The 16,262-nt window shown below is 40.8% G+C and carries 11 protein-coding genes; 6 read left to right on the forward strand and 5 right to left on the reverse strand.

Features of this window, described 5'->3' with window-relative positions; genetic code table 11:
• The first annotated feature begins 321 nt into the window (after positions 1–321).
• Both gltB and E4S40_RS06975 read left to right on the forward strand, forming a co-directional pair.
• Positions 322–4,812, forward strand: coding sequence for a glutamate synthase large subunit (gene gltB, locus E4S40_RS06970; RefSeq protein ID WP_135072579.1), 4,491 nt, complete (start codon positions 322–324; stop codon positions 4,810–4,812).
• Position 4,813: 1 nt separating this feature from the next.
• A complete protein-coding gene (locus E4S40_RS06975; protein WP_135072581.1) occupies positions 4,814–6,292 on the forward strand; it encodes a glutamate synthase subunit beta in 1,479 nt (492 codons plus the stop codon).
• Positions 6,293–6,351: 59 nt separating this feature from the next.
• On the opposite strand, the gene E4S40_RS06980 is transcribed toward E4S40_RS06975, so the two are convergent.
• The gene (locus E4S40_RS06980; protein WP_135072583.1) at positions 6,352–6,771 is read right to left on the reverse strand and encodes a DUF4890 domain-containing protein; all 420 of its coding nucleotides are present in this window, start codon (positions 6,769–6,771) and stop codon (positions 6,352–6,354) included.
• Positions 6,772–6,967: 196 nt separating this feature from the next.
• On the opposite strand from E4S40_RS06980, the gene E4S40_RS06985 reads away from it, so the two are divergent.
• Both E4S40_RS06985 and yjjX read left to right on the forward strand, forming a co-directional pair.
• Positions 6,968–7,675 (forward strand): YebC/PmpR family DNA-binding transcriptional regulator, encoded by a 708-nt coding sequence (locus tag E4S40_RS06985; protein WP_135072586.1) that lies wholly within the window; start codon positions 6,968–6,970, stop codon positions 7,673–7,675.
• Positions 7,676–7,699: 24 nt separating this feature from the next.
• The gene (gene yjjX, locus E4S40_RS06990; protein ID WP_135072590.1) at positions 7,700–8,269 is read left to right on the forward strand and encodes an inosine/xanthosine triphosphatase; all 570 of its coding nucleotides are present in this window, start codon (positions 7,700–7,702) and stop codon (positions 8,267–8,269) included.
• Positions 8,270–8,473: 204 nt separating this feature from the next.
• On the opposite strand, the gene E4S40_RS06995 is transcribed toward yjjX, so the two are convergent.
• A complete protein-coding gene (locus tag E4S40_RS06995; RefSeq protein WP_135072592.1) occupies positions 8,474–9,463 on the reverse strand; it encodes an NTPase in 990 nt (329 codons plus the stop codon).
• Between the two features lie 65 nt (positions 9,464–9,528).
• On the opposite strand from E4S40_RS06995, the gene E4S40_RS07000 reads away from it, so the two are divergent.
• Positions 9,529–10,455: a M28 family peptidase gene (locus E4S40_RS07000; RefSeq protein WP_135072594.1), complete on the forward strand. Its 927-nt coding sequence runs from the start codon at positions 9,529–9,531 to the stop codon at positions 10,453–10,455.
• Between the two features lie 114 nt (positions 10,456–10,569).
• Positions 10,570–12,297 (forward strand): chloride channel protein, encoded by a 1,728-nt coding sequence (locus E4S40_RS07005; RefSeq protein WP_394345411.1) that lies wholly within the window; start codon positions 10,570–10,572, stop codon positions 12,295–12,297.
• Positions 12,298–12,704: 407 nt separating this feature from the next.
• On the opposite strand, the gene mtgA is transcribed toward E4S40_RS07005, so the two are convergent.
• The 3 genes from mtgA to E4S40_RS07020 are packed head-to-tail and all read right to left on the reverse strand — an operon-like array spanning position 12,705 to position 16,177.
• The gene (mtgA, locus tag E4S40_RS07010) at positions 12,705–13,403 is read right to left on the reverse strand and encodes a monofunctional biosynthetic peptidoglycan transglycosylase (protein ID WP_135072599.1); all 699 of its coding nucleotides are present in this window, start codon (positions 13,401–13,403) and stop codon (positions 12,705–12,707) included.
• Positions 13,400–14,200, reverse strand: a complete 801-nt coding sequence (locus E4S40_RS07015; protein ID WP_135072601.1) for a class I SAM-dependent methyltransferase — start codon at positions 14,198–14,200, stop codon at positions 13,400–13,402. Before E4S40_RS07015 ends, mtgA begins: the two co-directional genes overlap by 4 nt.
• A 42-nt stretch (positions 14,201–14,242) precedes the next feature.
• Complete coding sequence (locus E4S40_RS07020) at positions 14,243–16,177, reverse strand: DUF3857 domain-containing protein (RefSeq protein ID WP_135072603.1); 1,935 nt, start codon at positions 16,175–16,177, stop codon at positions 14,243–14,245.
• Positions 16,178–16,262: the final 85 nt, after the last annotated feature.

The following is a 16,262-nucleotide window of genomic DNA, read 5'->3' on the forward strand; positions in this document are numbered from 1 at the left end:
TAAGTTCTATTCTGTAGAATTTTAAAAACTCAATCAAAAAAAATCAGCTTTCTTTTAATTTTTTCCTGAAAACCGATTTTCAGGAAACTGACATCATTTTTTCCAAACGAGCCTTATTTTATCATCAGGTTTCCAGTTTTTGGTGAAATTTTATCCCAGATGGGGTGTTTTTTCAACAAAATTTCAAATTATGAAAAAATAAAAAAAAGATCATTTTCTATAAAAAATGTTATTAGAAAAGGCTCTTTATTGTATAAATTTTAATAGAAGTAATTTTTTTGGTAATTTTTGGAAATTTTGAACCTATTAAACTTAATTTATATGCATCATGGATTATACCGTCCCGAACTGGAGCATGATTCCTGCGGGATTGGAGCAGTGGTGGATTTGACTGCAGAAGCCTCTCACGAGACGATCAGCGACGCCCTCTTCATGTTGAGTAATATGGAGCATCGTGGAGGACGTGGAGCTGACCCCAAAACGGGAGATGGTGCGGGAATTTTGATCCAGATTCCTCATGAATTTTTAAAGGACATTACAGCGCGAACTGAAATTAACCTTCCGGAAAAAGGTTCATATGGTGTTGGAATGACCTTTTTTCCTAAAAACAAACAGTTATTTCAAAAGTCAAAAGCCCTTCTCAATCAGATAATTGAGGAGCTGGATTTTGAATTGATTGGTTATAGGCCCGTTCCAGTTGATGAGACAGTTCCGGGTTCTGGAGCTTTGGAAGTAATGCCGAATATTGAGCAATTGTTTGTTCGGCATAAAAGGGGACTGACTGGGATTGAATTGGAGCGAAAACTTTACGTGCTTCGAAACCATGCTTCGACTCAAATCAATAATCAAATCCCAGGAGTAAACCAGTCCTTTTATTTTGCTTCTTTAAGCAGTCGCACGCTTATTTATAAAGGTCAGCTTCGAACGGATCAGGTTTTGCCTTTTTATAAGGATCTTCAAAACAGCAAGATCGAGTCGGCTTTTGCAATCGTACATTCCCGTTTTTCGACCAATACTTTTCCAAACTGGAGACTAGCTCAGCCTTTCCGTTGTCTTTCTCACAATGGAGAGATCAATACAATCCGTGGTAACCTCAACAAAATGAAGTCCAAAGAGACGCTGATGCAATCCAAGTACTTCTCTGATGAGGAACTTCAGATGCTGATGCCTATCACTAATAAGTTGAATTCAGATTCAGCCAACTTGGATGCCATGGTGGAATTGCTGTCACTTTCAGGTCGGTCCATCTCCCATGCCATGATGATGTTAGTGCCGGAAGCTTGGCAGGATAACGAGGTGATGGATAGAGACAGAAAAGCTTTCTATAAATTCCATGCTTCCTTGGTAGAGCCTTGGGATGGACCTGCGGCACTTTTATTTACAGATGGAGAAAATGTAGGTGCAACTTTGGACCGAAATGGTCTTCGCCCTTTGCGATATTTTATCACTAAAGATGAGCGTTTGGTATTGTCTTCAGAGGCTGGTGCTTTGCCTATTAGAGAGGCTACCATCGTTCAAAAAGGCCGAATTAGCCCTGGAAAGATGATTTTGGCTGATTTGGAAAAAGGAAAGGTGCTTTTTGATGAGGAAATCAAGTCAGAGATTTGCCGAAGTCAGCCTTATGAAAAATGGGTGAATGAGCAGCGAATCAAGTTGCGCTTGGAGCCCGATCCGGAAGTTTTGACACATCCTTATTCCACCGAGAACATCCACAAATTCCAAACGATTTTTGGATACACCTCAGAAGAATTGAAGGTGGTTTTGGCGCCGATGGGTGCTAGTGGTCATGAGGCGATTGGTTCCATGGGAGCGGATACTCCTTTGGCAGTCCTTTCCAAGCAAAGCCAACATATTTCCAACTATTTTAAGCAGCTATTTGCTCAGGTAAGTAACCCGCCTATCGATCCGATTCGGGAGCGATTGGTGATGTCTTTGTTCACCAGAATTGGTGAAGGGCATAATATCTTGGAAGAAAGTCCACAGCATACCCGCCAAATTCACATTTCACAACCGGTACTTTTGAATGAATCCTTGGAAAAGATTCAAAACATGGAATCTCAGGGATACCGTGCGGTGAAATTAACTTCTCATTTTAAGGCAGATCATCAGCCAGGTCGATTACTAGAAGCTTTGGACACCCTATGTAAAGAGGCCGAAGATGCGGTAAATGCCAGAAAAAATATTCTGATCATTTCTGATCGAAACAGTAATGAGGAGTGGGCTCCGATTCCTTCCTTGCTCGCTATTGGAGCGGTTCATCACCACTTGGTGAAGAAAAATATGCGAACTAAAGCCGGTTTGGTGCTAGAGTCCGGAGACATTCGAGAAACCCATCATTTTGCGACAGCGATTGGATATGGTGCTTCTGCGATAAACCCTTATTTGGCTTTGGAATCCTTATTGGATCAATACGAAAAAGGAATGTTCCCAGGGGTTAAGGATCGTAAAACGCTCTTTTCCAACTACCAAAAAGCAATTGGAAAAGGTTTGTTAAAAGTACTTTCCAAAATGGGTATTTCTACTCTTCAGTCCTATCAAGGTGCTCAGATTTTCGAAGCCATCGGCTTGGGGCCTGAAGTCATCGATCGCTGTTTCAAAGGAACTGTTTCAAGGATTTCAGGAATTTCTTTTGATGAATTGGCGGAAGAGGTACTGATTCGTCATCGAGCAGCCTATCATACCCAAAGCCCTACCTTAGAAACGGGAGGAGTTTATCAATGGAAACGTAGAGGAGAAAAACACCTCTTCAATCCTGAGACGATTCATTTGCTTCAGAAATCAACGCGGCTAAATGATTTCGAGCTTTATAAAAAGTTTGCTGCAAAAATCAACGAACAAAGCCGAGATGCTTTGACCTTGCGGGGTTTGTTTGAATTCAAAAAGCGAATTTCCATTCCAATCGAAGAAGTAGAGCCGGCTGAATCCATTTTAAAGCGTTTTGCGACAGGAGCTATGTCTTTTGGTTCCATCTCTCATGAAGCCCATACTACTTTGGCGATTGCTATGAACCGAATTGGTGCTAAAAGTAATTCCGGTGAGGGTGGAGAGGATGAAATCCGATTTGAAAGAAAAGAAAATGGAGATTGGGAACGCTCTGCGATCAAGCAGGTTGCTTCCGGTCGTTTTGGTGTGACTAGTAATTACCTCACTAATGCTGAGGAATTGCAGATCAAAATGGCGCAAGGTGCCAAGCCGGGAGAAGGAGGGCAGTTGCCAGGTCATAAGGTGGATGAATGGATTGGTCGAGTAAGGCATTCCACACCGGGGGTAGGATTGATTTCTCCGCCTCCTCACCATGATATTTATTCGATTGAGGATTTGGCTCAGCTGATTTTTGATTTGAAAAATGCCAACCGAAAAGCCCGGATCAATGTCAAGTTGGTATCCCAAGCTGGCGTTGGTACCGTTGCTGCCGGTGTGGCAAAGGCTATGGCTGATGTGATTTTGATTTCAGGTGCCGATGGAGGAACAGGTGCATCTCCGCTATCATCTATTCGCCATGCAGGATTGCCATGGGAACTGGGCTTGTCGGAAGCGCATCAGACTTTGGTAAAAAATAACCTTCGAAGTCGGGTAGTCCTTCAGACAGACGGACAATTGCGGACAGGTCGGGATATTGCCATTGCCACTCTTTTGGGTGCAGAAGAATGGGGGATTTCTACAGCAGCTCTAGTTGTGGAAGGATGTATTATGATGCGAAAGTGTCATTTGAACACTTGTCCGGTGGGGATAGCGACCCAAAATCCTGAGCTTCGAAAACTATTCACGGGAGACCCTGATCATGTGGTAAATTATTTCCACTTCCTTGTTCAAGACTTGCGTGAAATTATGGCTTCTCTAGGTTTTAGTACCGTGGATGAAATGGTGGGTCAAAGCCATGTACTTCAGTCAACAGGTCACTTGAACCACTGGAAATGGGATAAAGTGGATTTATCTCCAATTTTCCACAAAGTGGAAGTGCCAGATCATGTGGGGATTCACAAGCAAATCGACCAAGAGTGGGATTTGTCTGAAGTGTTGGATACCAAATTGATCGAAGCGGCAAAACCTGCTTTGGAACAGGAAATTCCTGTTACAGGCACTTTCCAGATCAAGAATACGGATCGGGCTGTTGGAGCCATGCTTTCCAATGAGATTTCCAAGATTTATGGAAGCAAGGGCCTTCCGGAAGACACCATTCAAATCAAATTTACCGGTTCCGCCGGGCAAACATTTGGAGGATTCCTGACTAAAGGAGTTAGCTTCGAATTGGAAGGTGAAGCCAATGACTATTTCGGAAAGGGACTTTCTGGAGGAAGGTTAACCGTATATCCAAGTCGAAATGCTCGCTTCAAGCCAGAGGAAAATATCATCATCGGAAACGTGGCCTTTTATGGAGCTACTTCCGGGGAAGCTTTTATCAATGGAAAAGGTGGGGAGCGATTCTGCGTCCGAAATTCCGGTGTAAAAACCGTCGTGGAAGGAATCGGAGATCACGGTTGCGAATATATGACCGGGGGATTGATGATCAATTTGGGAGAGGTCGGAAGGAATTTTGCCGCGGGAATGAGTGGTGGTATCGCCTACATTCTCCAGGATTACATCACCGAAATCAATCCTGAATTGGTGGATGTGGATCCTTTGACCAAAGAAGATCTCAGTACGATTCAGTCCTATTTAAGAAGACACGTCAAATTGACGGGGAGTAGTCTAGCTCAATCGTTTTTGGATGATTGGGAGAAAAACAGCCAGAAATTTATCAAGGTAATTCCGAGAGACTACAAAGCAGTTTTGGAAAAGAGAGCAGAAGAACAATCAAAAACATTGGCTTAAGATGGGAGCGAAAGAAGGATTTTTACAATTTAAAAGAGAAACTCCGGTAAGTCGAGATCCAAAAGAAAGGATAGGCGATTACCAGGAAATATATGAGCCTTTTTCAGCCGAAAAGCTGAATCATCAGGCAGCACGATGCATGGACTGTGGGGTTCCATTTTGCCATCAGGGGTGTCCATTGGGCAATGTGATTCCGGAATTTAATGATGCTGTTTATCAGGAAAATTGGCAGGAAGCGATTCAGATTCTAAGAAGTACGAATAATTTTCCTGAGTTTACAGGTAGAATCTGTCCAGCTCCTTGTGAAGCTAGCTGCGTGTTGGGGATCAATAAAGACCCGGTTACAATTGAATTAATCGAGAAAAATATTGCTGAGAAAGCTTATGAATTGGGACTGATTCAGCCGAATCCACCTCAAACTCGAACTGGCAAGCATGTGGCAATAATTGGTTCGGGTCCTGCGGGATTAGCGGCTGCTGATCAGTTAAATCAGGCTGGACATGAAGTAACCGTTTTTGAAAAGGATGCTAAGCCCGGAGGCTTGCTGCGATATGGAATTCCTGATTTCAAATTGGAAAAGTGGGTGATTGATCGGCGCATAGAATTCATGAAGCAGGAGGGGGTGATTTTTATCTGCAATTCTGACGTGGGTTTCAATATCAAAGCCGAAAATATCCTCCGAAATTTTGATGCGGTTGTCTTGGCTACAGGAGCCCAACAGCCTAGAGCGCTTAAGATCAAAGGTTCTGATTTAAAAGGTGTCCATTTTGCGATGGAATTCCTTGGAAAACAAAATCAAGTTGTAGGAGGAGAGATTGAGGAAAACCCAATTTCTGCCAAGGGAAAAAATGTCATTGTAATTGGTGGTGGAGATACAGGGAGTGACTGTATCGGAACTTCCAATCGTCATGGGGCAGCTTCCATTACGCAGTTGGAATTGCTTCCAAAGCCTCCAAAACAGCGGACTGTTTTGAATCCTTGGCCAGAATGGCCGATGACTTTAAAAACTTCCAGTTCCCATGAGGAAGGAGCCGAGCGTATGTTCTCTATCTTGACAAAAGAATTTATTGGAAATGAGGATGGAGAGGTGACTGGGCTTAAGCTTGTAGATATTGAGTGGCTGGAAAAAGATGGACGAATGACCTTTGAAGAAGTAGAAGGAACGGAGAGGACCATCCCATGTGATTTGGCATTTATTGCAATTGGATACATGGGGCCAGCTCAAAATGGACTTTTGGAAGCATTTGGCGTAGAAGTAATGGAAAATACCCTTCCAAAATCCAAGAAATTCCAAAGTACCAATTCCAAAGTTTTTCTTGCTGGAGACATGCGCCGTGGCCAATCATTGGTTGTATGGGCGATTTCAGAAGGCAGGGAAGCGGCTGTTCAGGTTGATGAATTCCTGATGGGTGCATCTAATCTTCCTCAGAAAGATGAATCCTACTTTCAGGTGGAAGATGAAATTCATGGGGTGGATTAAGCAAAATCTTCATCTAGAAAAAAAAAATGCCACCAAATTTGGTGGCATTTTTTGTTGAGTTATTGTTGACCTCCGCCTCGTCTTTTTCGGAATTCTTCTCGATCGTGAATTTCACCCCCGCGATTTCCTCTAGGACCACGTTCCCTTCTTGCTTCTTTAAGTTCTTCCCATTTTTGCCTTTGCTCTTCCGTAAGAATCGACTTAATTTCTTCTTCCTGAGCTTTGGCTTGTTCTCTTCTCGCCTCGGCTTCGGCTTTTCGTGCTTCAGCTTCTGCTTGGCGTTTTTTAGCATTCTCTAAATTGATGGCAAGAATTTTTGCTTTCTGCTCTTCAGAAAGTCCCAATTGTTCTGCCATTCGATCGGTCATCATTTTTGCTCGAGTTTCAGGATCTGGCATTTCTCTTTGAGGGCCTCTTTGGGCAAATGCTCCCATAGAAAGTAGAAAAACTAATCCGGCGCTAAATAAGATCTTTTTCATTGTCTTTGTGGTTTTGTTTGCTCCTTTGACTGGAGAAAGGAGGCAAGGTTTATTCAAAAAAATGGAATTAACATTTATTTGCTTTTCATTTTTTGAAAGGGAGTAAAAAGCTTGAAATCACTTTTTGATTCAGGGTCAAGGAGTTCTCCTCAAAACCAAAAGATTTGCTAATTTTGGCAGCAAATCGAGCAAATCCATGGGAAGAGCATTTGAATTTAGAAAAGAGCGAAAGTTTAAAAGATGGGCTAAGATGTCCAAGGTCTTTACCAAACTAGGTAAGGAAATAGTCATGGCAGTAAAAGCTGGAGGTCCCGACCCTGATAGCAATGCCAAACTTCGGACTGTCATCCAAAATGCCAAGGGAGCCCAAATGCCAAAAGATCGAATTGAGGCAGCGATCAAACGGGCGACCAATAAAGATGAAAAAGACTACGAAGAAGTAGTATACGAAGGCTACGGACCTCATGGTATCGCCGTCATCGTAGAAACTTCCACGGATAATACCAATCGTACCGTAGCGAATGTTCGTTCCTATTTTACCAAGTATGGAGGATCGCTGGGAACTTCCGGCTCTGTAAGTTTCATGTTTGATCATAAGGCGGTTTTTCGATTCGCCAAAGATGATTGGGATATGGAAGAGTTGGAGCTTGAACTCATCGATTATGGGTTGACAGATATTGATGAAAATGAAGGTGAAATCTTCGTATACACCGAATTCGGAGACTTCGGTGCCATGCAAAAGGCCCTAGAGGAAAAAGGTATCGAAATTATCTCCGCAGACTTCCAGCGTTTTCCGACTACCCTAGTGGAGTTGACTGAAGAGCAGGAAGAAATTATTAATAAGTTGATCGATAAACTTGAAGAAGACGACGACGTCAATAACGTATACACCAACATGGCCTAAGCATTCAGCTTAGGCTTTTTTTCTATGAATTTTCCAAAAAGAGAGAACTTAACCGCTTACTCCAATAAGTTGATCGTGGTGGGTAGTGCCAACCCAGTAAAAATAAAGAGTGCGGAAGAGGCTTTTAATCTGGCTTTCGATCACCCATTTCACGTCACAGGAATCAATGTGCCTTCGGGAGTTTCTGACCAACCCATGAATGCTGAGGAAACTTGGGAGGGTGCCAGAAATAGAGCTAGAAATGCCAAAAAAGCTTTTCCAGAGGCGGACTATTGGGTCGGAATAGAAGGTGGAGTGGATGAAGATGAGCATGGATTATTTGCTTTTGCCTGGATATATATTGAGGATAAAAACGGGAAAAGCGGACAGGCCCAAACAGGCACCTTTTATCTTCCTGCACCCATTGCGGATTTAGTAAAGCAAGGAGTTGAGTTAGGAAAGGCGGATGATCAGTTTTTTTCTCAGGAAAATTCCAAGCAGCAAGGGGGCTCTGTGGGGATTTTGACTAAGGGAAAATTGGATCGAAAGAACTATTATTCTCAGGCTGTTTTACTGGCACTAATTCCCTTTGTCCAAAAAGATTTGTATAAATAGGATATAACCAATAAAAATTTTAAAAAAGCCAATTTTAATTGAAAAACTTTTTTCAAAATTTAGGATGTTAGAACTTTTTTTATTTCTTTAGGGAAAAGAATCGTTCATATACGAAAAAGAACTTTTCATCACAGGAATTACAAGTAGAAGTTGCTTTAATCACCCCTAATTCAGTCAAGCAACAAAGCCTCCCTTCGGGGAGGTTTACTTTTTTAGATTTCTCAGGAAATTTCGAAGTGCCACTCTCCAATCGGGATCTGCATCCCATTCAGGTCCAATGTAAAGTTCGTCCCTTACAATCAACTTGATGTAATACTTGACTACCGTTTCTGTTTCAGTTTGTGGGTCGGCTTCTAGCCCCATACTTTTCTTTAAATCAGCTTCGCGGCCCTCCACTCGAATCAATAAAAATTGTACTCGATCCCGAATTAATTCCTCATTGGTTTTGGGTTCAGTAAGCCAAACGAATTCATGGGGATATTCTGCATTCAAGATAGATTCGAGTTGGGTTTTTTGAGTAGCTTGTTCAGCTAAGATTGTTTCAGGAGATTTTCCAAATAGATCAAACCTGAAGAAGCTCAGAAATCCGGTGGCAGCACTACTTCCCTCCAAAGGAATCCCGAGCTTAAAAACTTCTAAATTCAAAGGATTTCTCGGTAGAAATTTGGAGGCAGCAAGGCTGGTGTTGCTTTCTATTCCTGCCAAGCTTGGGAATTCTGGTACATCGATCACCAATAAATTTTTGCTTGGGGTAGTTTTAGCGGCATTGGCAAGCTGCTTTCCAGCTTCCGGTAAATTTGTTGCAGTTGAGCCATATAAAGCCGTACTAGAGATTACTTTTCCATCTCCGCTGAACTCACCGATGTGGATACTGGATTGATTTTTTTGCCGAGTGATCAAGATGATATTCTTCACCAGCCGCTGCTCGAATGCTTTTGCATAGGCGGCCTGCACTTCCTCAGAAAGCACTACTTGCTCCAATTCATAATAGGCCACCGGGTCACCTCCGGCTTCTACTAGATAATGATGCACGGTGTCAGATGCGATTTTCCAGTCCATAACAGGCCTAGCGCCTGGATCTACAGAAACCAAGACGACAGACTTGCCATCATAAAAACTTTGAGGCAATCCATTCTGAGGAAAGGCCTTCAAGGAAATGAAACCAAGAAGTAAAACGAAAAAGAAATATTTCATGAATGAAGGTTTCTGACTGCTTCCTTTTAAATTTCGACTTTAAATAACGAAAAAATTACCAGCTCATGAGATGGAATCTTCAAGTATTCGCTACAATTCTACTGTTTTTTACCATCCACATTTCTTTTTCTCAAAAACTCCAAGAAAAAAGCCTGATCAAACATTTGGTTTATTTGTCTTCAGATGAGCTGAAAGGAAGAGAATCGGGAACTGCCGAAAATCGTGAAGCTCGAGATTATATCCGAAAAGAATTTATGGATATGGGCCTTGATTCCCAATACCCTGATTTTTTGCAGGAATTCCGATTTACCAGTAGAAGAGAGAATAGGACCATCACAGGATATAATGTAGTCGGTTTTGTACCAGGAACAGAGAGTAAGAAAATTATTGTTATCACTGCTCATTTTGATCATGTAGGAATAGGCAGAGCATCTGCTTCGGAAGATTCAATATATAATGGTGCGGATGACAATGCTTCCGGTACCGCTGCTTTGATTGAGATGGCTCGATATTTTTCTCAAAACCCACCTCAGCACTCTATGATTTTTGCGGCTTTGGATGCTGAAGAAAAAGGCTTGCAGGGAGCTAAAGCTTTGGTGGAAGATTTTCCTTTTGAGTTGGATCAAATCCTTCTCAATGTCAATATGGATATGATCTCTAGAAATGAAGCTGGCGAACTTTATGTTTCAGGAACACACTATTATCCTGAATTTCGGAAGTTATTGGAGGATGCGGACTCTGAAGGAAAACCTCTGTTAAAATTCGGACATGATGTTCCTGGAACGGGGCGGGATGATTGGACCCGCTCCTCTGATCATGGTGCTTTTTTCGAAAAAAAGATTCCTCATCTTTATTTTGGAGTCGAAGACCATGAGGATTATCATCAGCCAAGTGATGAATATAGAAATGTTGATCCTCAATTTTTTGTCGATTCTTGCAATCTAATTCTGGCTTGTATCAAAAAAATCGATGAAGAACCCATAATTCCTTGACGCTTTTTTTTCCTTTGATGGAGAGCTTAGTTACTTTGCTTTCTGGAACAAAACTCCACTGTTTTGGCAAAGAATGATTTCATTGCACGTCTGCTCATTTGGAGGCTTCGCCATATGAGCAATCAGAATTTTATCCTGATACTCAGTGGGATAATTGGGATACTTTCTGGAGTAGCCGCAGTGATTTTGAAGGAGGGGGTGCACTTTATCCAAAATTTTTTAACGGAGGACTTTTATGTGGAGTACGCTAATTTCCTCTACATCATTTATCCAATTATAGGTATTTCGGCAGCTTTCATTCTCAGTAAATACCTTTTCAAGGATTTTGGAGGTCATGGGATTCCGGATGTATTGTTTACTATTTCAAAAAAGCAAAGCCTAATCCCTCGTGTAAAAACTTACAGTCGGGTAATTACTTCTGCTTTGACGGTAGGTTTTGGAGGATCGGTAGGATTGGAAGCGCCCATGCTGGTGACAGGATCGGCGATTGGATCCAATATTGGGGTTCTCGTTCACCTTAATTCAAAAAAACGGGCCTTATTAATTGGTTGCGGAGCTGCGGGAGCGATCTCTGCCATATTTGGAGCTCCTATTGGAGCGGTGATTTTCGCCATTGAGGTAATATTGATGGAAATCAGTACCGCTAGTTTCATTCCGCTTCTCATTGCTTCAGTTACCGGTTCTTTGACTTCCATGATTCTCATCGGAAGAGATCGGGTCTTCTATTTCGATCTACAGGATTCCTTTGAGGCTTCTCATATGCCTTATTACTTGGTGCTGGGAATACTTTGTGGGATTACCTCTCTTTACTTTAGTAAGGCCGTGATGCGTACGGAAAAGATCATGGAAGGATTCGAAAGTCAACTGCTTCGGATTCTGTATGGAGGGGCTTTGTTGGGTTTTATCCTATTTTTCTTTCCGCCAATTTATGGAGAAGGCTACGATACTTTGAATATGTTGATTCGTGGAGAATCCAGTCAATTATTGGATAAATCGCCATTCTTCTCTGCGATCGAAAATCCCTACATGATTTTGTTCTTCCTGGCATTTGTAATCCTAATCAAACCTGTTGCTTCTGCCCTAACATTGAGTGCTGGTGGCGCTGGGGGAATATTTGCTCCTTCGCTCTATGTCGGGGGAATTTTGGGTTTCCTTTTTGCATTCGCGAAAAACATGTTTGACTTTCATATGCCGCTCCCTTTGGCTCATTTTACGCTAGTAGCCATGTGTGGGGTGATGGCAGGAGTCCAACATTCACCGCTTTCCGCGATATTCTTGATTGCTGAAATTACAGGCGGTTACGAGCTTTTTGTTCCGCTTATGTTTGTTTCGGCTATTTCATTTGTCACCAAGACTTATTATCAAAAGGATAGTCTTTACACCCTTCAATTGAAGGAGAAAGGACGCTACCTACCAGAGACGCCAGATCAAGAATTGCTGGATATGATTTCCATCCATCAGGTAATCGAGCGGGATTTGCTGCCGATCCATCCAAATGCCCGATTGAAAGATCTGATTGATTTGGTCAAAATTTCCAAACGGAATATTTTTCCTGTGGTCGATGAACATAGGCATCTTCGTGGTATCATCACACTAGATGATATTCGCGATATTATGTTTGATGCTGAGAAGCAGGAGACCGTTCAGATTCAGTCCCTCATGCATAGTCCTCCAGAAATCCTATCTTCTGATGAAAATATGCAAAAAGCAATGGAAAAATTTGAAAAGTCTGGAGCTTGGAACTTACCTGTAGTAGAGGATGGACGCTATATAGGCTTCGTATCAAAGTCGAGAATTTTTAATTCCTATCGAAAAAGATTGATCCGAAAAAAGCACGAATAATTTCTTTTTAGAATAAAATTTGGATTTTGGAATTATCCACGGTTTTTGAAAAATTTTGAATCATCAATTTTAAGTTAGCTACAATTATCCACAAATCTAGGCTTTTTGAAATCAATATAAATAACTGAAAATCAATAATATATATGATTAATGTGGAGAACTGTGGATAAATTAATGAAAATGTGGATAAAAAATTCTTGACTTTTTTAATCTTCAAATACGTTGCGTATAGGGCGATTTTTAACTTTCAGTTAACCTACAGGTAATGCGCTATTGTCAATAGGAAAAACATTCTTGAACAAATTTTATTCTGAATCGTTTCCCGGAGATTTAATTGAAAGTGCTGCTAACTTTTGCTGACAATCCACATGTGAGAATAATACAAAATAGAAATGAAATAATACTATCTACTTCCCAAATGGCAAGGATTCTAGATTTCCCATTTGCCGCATAATCCAGCTTTGTCTTTGGCGTATGTAATTGGTAGGGTTTTTCGGAGACCAGCGCCGGGGATTTGGCAAGCAAGCTGCGATCAAGGCCGCCTCGCTTTTGCTTAGTCGGGCGGCGGATTTCCCAAAATATTTCTGAGAGGCAGCTTCGATTCCATAAATTCCTGGACCCATTTCAATCACATTCAGGTAAACCTCCATAATTCGCTCTTTTCCCCAAATCAATTCGATGAGTAGCGTAAAATATGCTTCGAGGCCCTTTCGGACATAATTTCTTCCCGGCCATAAAAACACGTTTTTTGCTGTTTGCTGCGAGATTGTGCTGGCTCCTCGCACTCTCCTTCCTTTTTGATTTTCTTCCCAGGCAGTTTTCATGGCCTCCCAATCAAAGCCTGAATGATTTAGGAAGTTTTGGTCTTCTGAAGCATAGACTGCCTGAAAAGCAACCTGAGCAATTTCTTCCTCCGATACCCAGTCTTTTTCAAATGGAAGATTTGATTCTCCATCTTGAAGGTTTTCTACCCATCGAATAACCATCAATGGAGTAATAGCTACGGGAACATACTTATAAAATATTACTGAAGCCAATGACAGAATCAGAAAGCCAAGGAATAGCTTAATCAAAAATCTTCCTAACCACTTTAGCAGCTTTTTCATGGCTTTACGGCATTTGCCTGAATAAACTGGTAGAAAAATATGCCATCTGGATCGGTTGATATCTTATCCAGATCTGAATTCATCTCATTTACCAAATGATTTTCTATCAAGCCTGAAGCTACCATTTCAGATGCAGAACTCAACATCAGCTTTTTCCAATATTCTGTCATCAATTTAAATCTCTCAGGTTGGGATTGGTCAAGAAGGAAGCCGCCCGGTTGGACAAGAATATTTTCAAATCCTGCTTGATGCAATAAATTTCCAAGCTGAAGACCAATATTTGGATTTCCTCCATTTTGAACTTGAAAAGTATTGTATGCCTGATAATAATCGGTAAGTCCAGGCAATTTGGGATAAAAATGAAAGCTGGAATTAAATACCTCGGTTAGATAAATGACCCCATGGGGTTCAAGGTGAGAAAAAACGCCTTCCAATACTTTTTGAGGATCTGAAATATGCTCTAAAACCCAACAAATAAAGGCCGAGTCAAATTTCTTGTCCAGTTGAAGTTGAGTAGCATCCTGTTGGATAAATTCTATATTTCTTTTCTGAAAAGCCTGTAAGTTCTTTTTAGCTTGTGATAATTGGCTCGCTTCGATTTCAACACAGGTAATGGATAGGTTTGGATAGAGCTTTAGGAGAATTTCTGTTTGACCGCCTACACCAGAGCCAAGTTCCAATAAATTTTTATTTCGGTTCAGATCAATCCAAGGATAGATCAATCCCTCCAAAAGGCCTGCCTGCTCATATAGGCGGCGTTGTTCTTCTTCCTGATAGCCGTGGAGGTATTTGGTCATGGGGGAGCGCTGTATTTTTCAGAAAATTATGAAAAATTGGCCTCAATCCTGTGAGTTTATTTTTCTCAAAATGATTGGCGTGTTCAACTTTGCAGCAACACTTTCAAGAAGAAATTTTAAGTGAGGATATTCCTCTACTGAGAAATTATCGGAAAGAATGTCCAATCTGCAATTCACTTTTAATTCGTCACTTTGAGAATCTACCAAAAATATAAACCGAGCTTTTTTGGAAGGAATTGTAATAGTTTCAGAAAAAGGGAAATCTTCTAATTCAAACCCTGCTGGAATTGGGATAGAAATGTTGAAATTTTCGTAAAAAGGGAAATCAAAAATGACTGGATATTGCCTTTCTGTTTCAGTGAAAGGGTTTTTTAAAAATCTTGAAAATTCAAATGGTCTAAGCAAAATCAACTCACCCAAGGTATCAATGGGGGAAGTTTTGTAATTCAAGGTAATGGTTTGGTTTGTGTGCAGATCATTCTGCAAATGGATTGATTCAAAATCCACAGTAGAATTATTGCTTTGGTTTGTAAAATAGTTGTCGGTCTTATTCTCTGAATCCCTGAAGAAATTAGCAATCTCGATTGCCATATAGTCCGTGAATCTTTGTTGGTAATTGAAAAATAGATTCCCGAGACTATCAGTTTGAAGTTGGATATAACTGGTGCTTCCTGAGCGGTGTGCCTGGGTAATATCTTCAAGCCTTCCTTTGTCTTTTTCTAGGATAAAAGCTTTTGAGACAAGTTTATTTGGAGGAACCATTCCAAAAGGAATAATTGAATCAGTAAGGTCTAGGAAATAGTTTTTCCCTTCAATTTCCGCTTTAATTATAGAACTGGAAAACTGATTGATAAATGGAACTTCTATTACCTTGTCTCTCCCGTTCCCTCTTTCATTCACCATCGCGAGGTTTGCATTGATCCCATTCTTTCGTAAGAAATGCACGAAAAGTAAGTTTTTATCAAAACTGTTTCCCTCTTTTTTCTCCAGGTAGGTTTCCATGGGGTAAATTGGCTCCAACCATCGAGAAGAATTAGAAATGAATTCACGTGAAATTTTGCGATAGACCTCCTTAATCTCATTCAATGAAGGCTGATTGACCAAAAAGTATTTCGGGTAATTTTTTAAATCGGCTGCATCTGTTTCAAAATAGCTATTGACATCCGGGATTTTAAACCAGTACTCTGCTACCTGATTCCAAGAAGAATAAAAAGCATCTGATTCATCAATTTTATTAGGATTGATATAGGTGCTCGAATACAGGTAACCATCTACTCGCTCTTGAAGGTCCACTACACTTCCGGAAAAAGGCTCTATTGGCATTGAAGGGATATCCCTTAAGGTCCAGGAAAAGGTGTTTTTCTTTCTTGAAAACTCATTGTTTTCATTTAGTCTTTTTCCCTGTACAATCATTTGATACTGGAAAAAATCTGGAGCCAAAAAGCTGTATTTGCTGATAAGTTTTGGCGTTTCTCCCTCAAAGGCCCAGCCCTCCAATACGCTATATTGATGGTCTATTTTTTTGTAAGACCATTCCAAAATAGAGCCTTTTTTTACATGAGGGAAAATGATTCTATACTCAAATTCCCCTCCTCCCAAGTTTACTTCCTTAAAATCATTTTTATTGAGCTTGTATACTTTTCGCTGATTATCTTCTAAATAAGAAACTTGGGCTTCAAGTTTAACGATATCTTCTACTAGGCTTTTCCCGCGAAAAAACTGAATTCCAATATTTCCGAAATCTTCAGAATTCTCATCAAGAATTTTGACTCGGTAGAAATACTCCGTATGGAGTCCATTCACCATGAAATAGCTTTTCCCTTCTTCATATAGGACCACAATTTTGGCTTCAGGTTCGAATGGAACCATTTCAAGTTCTAGTTCTTCAGAAGAAAAGCCGCCAAATTTAACTTGAGCAAAAAGCTGCGAATTTGGAAATAGCCAAAGGCATAAAAAGCCCATGACGAATTTTTTCATATGATGTAATCCGTAGGATAGTTTAGACCATTATTCAATTGTCCGATTCCAAAGAATTTGGGAGCTAATAAATAATCTCCTTTCT

The sequence above is a fragment of the Algoriphagus kandeliae genome (genome assembly GCF_004571135.1).
GTDB classification, from domain to species: domain Bacteria; phylum Bacteroidota; class Bacteroidia; order Cytophagales; family Cyclobacteriaceae; genus Algoriphagus; species Algoriphagus kandeliae.